6 protein-coding genes are annotated in these 3,346 nt (G+C 68.1%); 5 read left to right on the forward strand and 1 reads right to left on the reverse strand.

Annotated elements, in window-relative coordinates; all coding sequences use genetic code 11:
• The first annotated feature begins 182 nt into the window (after window positions 1–182).
• From ABFS34_16205 to ABFS34_16225, 5 genes are all read left to right on the forward strand, one after another.
• Window positions 183–887, forward strand: a complete 705-nt coding sequence (locus tag ABFS34_16205) for a hypothetical protein (protein MEN8376971.1) — start codon at window positions 183–185, stop codon at window positions 885–887.
• A 149-nt stretch (window positions 888–1,036) separates the two neighbouring features.
• Complete coding sequence (locus ABFS34_16210; GenBank protein ID MEN8376972.1) at window positions 1,037–1,648, forward strand: methyltransferase domain-containing protein; 612 nt, start codon at window positions 1,037–1,039, stop codon at window positions 1,646–1,648.
• 27 nt (window positions 1,649–1,675) lie between these two features.
• Window positions 1,676–1,825 (forward strand): hypothetical protein, encoded by a 150-nt coding sequence (locus tag ABFS34_16215; GenBank protein ID MEN8376973.1) that lies wholly within the window; start codon window positions 1,676–1,678, stop codon window positions 1,823–1,825.
• A 36-nt stretch (window positions 1,826–1,861) separates the two neighbouring features.
• Entirely contained in the window at window positions 1,862–2,383 is a 522-nt protein-coding gene (locus ABFS34_16220) for a GNAT family protein (GenBank protein MEN8376974.1), read from the forward strand.
• Complete coding sequence (locus ABFS34_16225; GenBank protein MEN8376975.1) at window positions 2,380–2,901, forward strand: hypothetical protein; 522 nt, start codon at window positions 2,380–2,382, stop codon at window positions 2,899–2,901. The genes ABFS34_16220 and ABFS34_16225 overlap by 4 nt, the downstream gene beginning before the upstream one ends.
• Window positions 2,902–2,917: 16 nt before the next feature.
• On the opposite strand, the gene ABFS34_16230 is transcribed toward ABFS34_16225, so the two are convergent.
• Window positions 2,918–3,235 carry a hypothetical protein gene (locus tag ABFS34_16230; GenBank protein MEN8376976.1) on the reverse strand — a complete coding sequence of 106 codons (318 nt, stop codon included), beginning with the start codon at window positions 3,233–3,235 and terminating at the stop codon, window positions 2,918–2,920.
• Window positions 3,236–3,346: the final 111 nt, after the last annotated feature.

Genomic DNA, 3,346 nt, shown 5'->3' on the forward strand with positions numbered 1-3,346 from the left:
GTCTACGTGCGAGGTGAGGCGGGGGTCAGACGCAGGTGAGAGACGCTCTTCATCGTGGTCAAGAATACACCGACCGGGGCCGCCAGATAAAGGATGTCGCCCTCGGCGGCGAGCCGCCTGGCATTCGCCAAGCCGAGGATTTCACGCCCGGCAGGCCCCCGATCCATCCCCCGGGAGGAATCATGAATCACCGGACATTAGGGCTGCTCGCCTCGATCCTTGCGCTTCCGTTCCTGGCGAGTTGCGAGGCGGACGCACCGTCCAGTCCCACGGCCCTCGATGTGGCCGCCGCGATCGCGCCCGAACCGGTGCGCGTAAGCGTGCCCGACGAGCACCCGAACGGGCCGTTCTACTCGATGATCGGACTCAATACCATTATCGGGAGCCTCCGGCTGCCCCACACCGACGAGTACGGCGCGGTGCCCTTCGTGCGCGCGCTCGGCTGCGTGCCGCCGGACTTCAACCTGCTCTCCCCCTTCGACCTCACGCCGGCATTCCCAGGCGGACCGCCTCGGCCCTTCTTGTGCGCGTCGACGGTGACCGGACACCTCGTGTTCAAGGATCTCGGCGGGCCGAATCAGAAACTGATTCAGAGCCAGCTTCATGGCGACGAGGTGCCGATCGTCTTCGCCGAGTGGAGCGAGCTGGCCGCCGCCGTGGCCGACGACGTGCTGACGCTCGACGAGCTGCTCGCGCTGCCCTCCGCGGTCGTCGGCACCGCCGACCACTACAAGGAGACGGTGGTGACCGGCTCCCTCACGCCCGGGTCGGTCTCCTTCCGGATCGTGGCGAGGGGCACGATTCCTGGCGGCACGTTCCGGTTCCGGTACGTCGACCACGGTCCGGGCACGGCCGGTCCGCAGAGCACCCACATCGTCATCAACTAGCCCTCCCGGTCCGGCCCCGCCGCCCATTCACCGGCCCCAGCCCCTGGGGCCACGGGCGACGCGGGCCGGACGGCCGTCGTTGCAGGCGACTCCCCGCAGCCCCAGGTTGATTCTTCGGCCCGAATTGCACTCAGGAGGAGGTCGTAGATTTGAGCGACGCAGCCGCCGCGCAGGAATCCCTCGAGGGGTTCCTGGCGGACGAGATCACCCGCATGTACGAAGAAGTGGCGGAGCACCCCGAGGGGGAGTTCCACTTCTACCACGGCCGCGCGGGAGCCGAGTTGTTCGAGTACGACGCGGAGGACCTCGACCGGGCCCCCGCCGGGGCGGTGGCTTCCTTCGCGGGGGTCGGCAACCCTCACCTGCGCGCGGACATCCAGCCGGGCGAGACCGTGCTGGACCTGGGCAGCGGCGCCGGTCTGGACGCGATCATCGCCGCGATGAGAGCGGGGCCGAGCGGAACCGTCATCGGGGTCGACTTGAACCCCACCATGTGCCGACGCGCCAAGGTCCACGCCGCCGAATCGGGCGCCAACATTGAGTGCCACGAGGGGCGCATGGAGGACATCCCCGTCCCCGATGAGTCGGTCGACATCGTGATCTCCAACGGCGTCATCAACCTGTCCTTCCGCAAGCGCAAGGTGATGGAAGAGATGTACCGGGTGCTGCGCCCGGGCGGCCGCATGTCCGTCACCGACATCGTGAGCGGGAAGCAGCTCTCCCAGGCGATCGTCAACGACCCCAAGCTCTGGGCCTCCTGAATCGGGGGTGCTCTCCTGGAAGGAGAGATGTTCCGGCTCATGGAGGAGTCCGGGTTCAAGAGGGTGAAAAGCGCCGTCGTGCCGCGCTTCCGCTTCCGCAAGGAGTCCACGCAGAATTCGGCTGAGGCGTTCGGCGTGAAGGCGGTCATGATGACCGCGCTGAAGCCGGAGGCCTGAGGGCTGCCGCTCCCGACGCTGGCGACGCGGCGCCTGGTGCTGCGGTACGTGGGGCAGGGGGACGCGGAGGCGCTCCTGGCCCTGTTCGGCGACGCCCGCCGCATGCGCTTCTGGGGACACGCGCCCATCGCTGACATGGCCGCCGCTCGAGACCTGGTCGACCAGATTCGGGCGGGCGCCGAGAGCGGCGACCTGCGCCAATGGGCGATCACGCTTGCGGGTGACGACGCGCTGGTCGGTACCTGCACGCTGGCCGGGGTCGACGAGGAGAATCTCCGCGCCGAGCTGGGCGTGGCCGTCGCCGCGGCGCACGAGCGAACCGGCATCGCGACCGAAGCCGCTACGGAGGTGATCCGCCACGCCTTCGAGGATCTGGGCCTGCGCCGCCTCACCGCCGACGCCGATCCCCGCAACGACGCCGCGCTGGCGCTCCTAGAAAAGCTCGGCTTCGGGCACGAAGGACACCTCCGCGAGCATTACAGACAGGGCGAGGAGTGGCAGGACGGTGTCCTGCTCGGGCTGCTGCGGGGAGAATGGGAGGCTGCACGGAGGGCATGAAGACTCGCGACCGGAGGATCGCTGGACGAGGCACGACGATCGTCCCGCGGTGGGTGATCGGCGCGTCGATCCTGTTCGCCGGCTGCGGACCGGACCCGTCGACGATGGCGGTGCGCGTCCATGGGTCGGCGACCGATCCGGACGGGTTGGCCGATCTCGTGATGGAGGTGGCCGATCGACGGCTCACTCACGAGGACTTCGAACTCGGGGCAGATCCCCTGTCTCCCAGCCAGCGGGCCGTGTCGCTCGAGGTCCCTAGCAAAGGCATGCTCACTCTGCGCGCGATGATCGTGCAGGACGGCTCTACGATCGCGGACGGATCCACAGAGATCGCGATGCGCGAGAACTTCCTGTGGGGCGTAGATGTCTTCAGGAGAACCACGGATCCGACTCTGGGTTGTTTCGGGTGTATCGGCGGCCTCCGAATCCCCATTGACTCCCTGGCACGACGAACACCCGACGACGCGCTGTGGCTCGTCTGGGGCGGCGTCGAGGCGGGGTCGGACAAGGTGTTCTAGCCTTGACGCCTCTCGTTCAGCGCCTCCCCTCCGCGAAGTCGGCCTCGTCGGGAACCTCGTCCGGCGGCAGGCCCGAAACCGCCTCCATGCGGCCGGTGAAGTTGAAAAACGAGGCGAGCGCCGTGATCTCCCAGACCTCGCGGTCGCTCCAGCCGGCGTCCTTCAGCTTGGCGATGTCCTCCTCGCCCACGAAGCTGGGAGTCTGGGTCAGGTTGCCGGCGTACCCGAGCAGCGCCCGGGTCTTGGTGTCCAGATCGTACTCCGGCCATGTCGTGGCGAACTCACCGCTGAGGTGCTCATCCCCCGTGAGGCGACGGACCGCCGCCGTGTGCAAACCCAGTCACGGAGCTCCGCCGACCTTGCCGTTCACGACGGTGGCGAGCATCTCGCGCTGGAGTCGGCTCAGCGTCGATGACTTCCGGAGATGCAGGAACTGGTAGAGGGC

The organism is Gemmatimonadota bacterium, from assembly GCA_039715185.1.
Lineage (GTDB): Bacteria > Gemmatimonadota > Gemmatimonadetes > Longimicrobiales > RSA9 > DATHRK01.

What these genes read in the sequence shown, in the direction of transcription:
- ABFS34_16205 (MEN8376971.1), top strand. Translation starts at nt 183, where the DNA reads ATGAATCACCGGACATTAGGGCTGCTCGCCTCGATCCTTGCGCTTCCG.
- ABFS34_16215 (MEN8376973.1), top strand. Translation starts at nt 1,676, where the DNA reads ATGTTCCGGCTCATGGAGGAGTCCGGGTTCAAGAGGGTGAAAAGCGCC.
- ABFS34_16225 (MEN8376975.1), top strand. Translation starts at nt 2,380, where the DNA reads ATGAAGACTCGCGACCGGAGGATCGCTGGACGAGGCACGACGATCGTC.